At 58.1% G+C, this 914-nt stretch carries 1 protein-coding gene; it reads left to right on the forward strand.

Annotation, left to right across the window (positions count from 1 at the left end; translation table 11 throughout):
* Positions 1 to 98: 98 nt before the first annotated feature.
* A partial coding sequence (locus EOA22_RS35360) for a glycosyltransferase (RefSeq protein WP_127390701.1) occupies positions 99 to 914 on the forward strand: 816 nt, incomplete at its 3' end.

A 914-nucleotide genomic window follows, 5' to 3' on the forward strand; every position in this document is an offset into this window, starting at 1 on the left:
GGATGATGCATGAGATATAAAGCCGGACAAAGGCGCAGGAATTCCCTTCAACAATTTCCAGCAGCGTGTAACGAACGCCACTCCGCCAAGGGATTAGCATGAGCACCATCGGCCTGTGCATGATCGTCAAGAACGAGGCAAAGGTCATCTTGCAATGCCTCGCCAGCGCGCTTCCTCTCGTTGACTACGTGCTCGTCATCGACACGGGTTCCGAGGACGGCACGCAGGACCTCATCCGTACCTTCCTGACCCTGCACAATGTCAAAGGCACAGTCATCGACGAGCCTTGGCGGGACTTTGCGTACAACCGTACCTTTGCCCTTGACCGCCTGCGTGAAGTCGAGACGGTCGACTACGCCATGATCATCGACGCCGACGACGTCGTGGTCCAAGACGCTGACTTCGATCCGATCGCGTTCAAGTCGAACATGGAACACGATCTCTACGACGTCGAGGTGTCCCATGGGGGCATTTCGTTTTATCGCCCGCAGATTTGCCGCAACCGGCTTCCCTTCTCCTTCAAGGGCGTGCTGCACGAATATCTCGAGGCCCCTCCCGGCCATCTCACACGCGAGACCGCCAAGGGTTTTCGCGTGGCGACGGGGCGTGGCGGAGCACGCAGTCAAAACCCGCGAAAGTACCAGGACGACGCGGCGGTTCTTGAAAACGCGCTTGCTACGGAGACCGACCCGTTCCTTATTTCGCGATACACCTTCTATCTGGCGCAGAGCTATAGGGATTCCGGAGAACGTGAAAAATCGCTGGCAAACTATCTGAAGCGCGCCGAGCTGGGCTTCTGGGACGAGGAAATCTATGTCAGCCTGCTCGAAGCGGGCAATCTCATGGCAGCGCTGGGACGGCCATTCGACGAGGTCGTTGCAATCTTTGAGCGTGCGACGCAGGCCGTTCCCGCC

This window comes from Mesorhizobium sp. M7A.F.Ca.US.014.04.1.1 (genome assembly GCF_003998745.1).
GTDB lineage: Bacteria > Pseudomonadota > Alphaproteobacteria > Rhizobiales > Rhizobiaceae > Mesorhizobium > Mesorhizobium ciceri.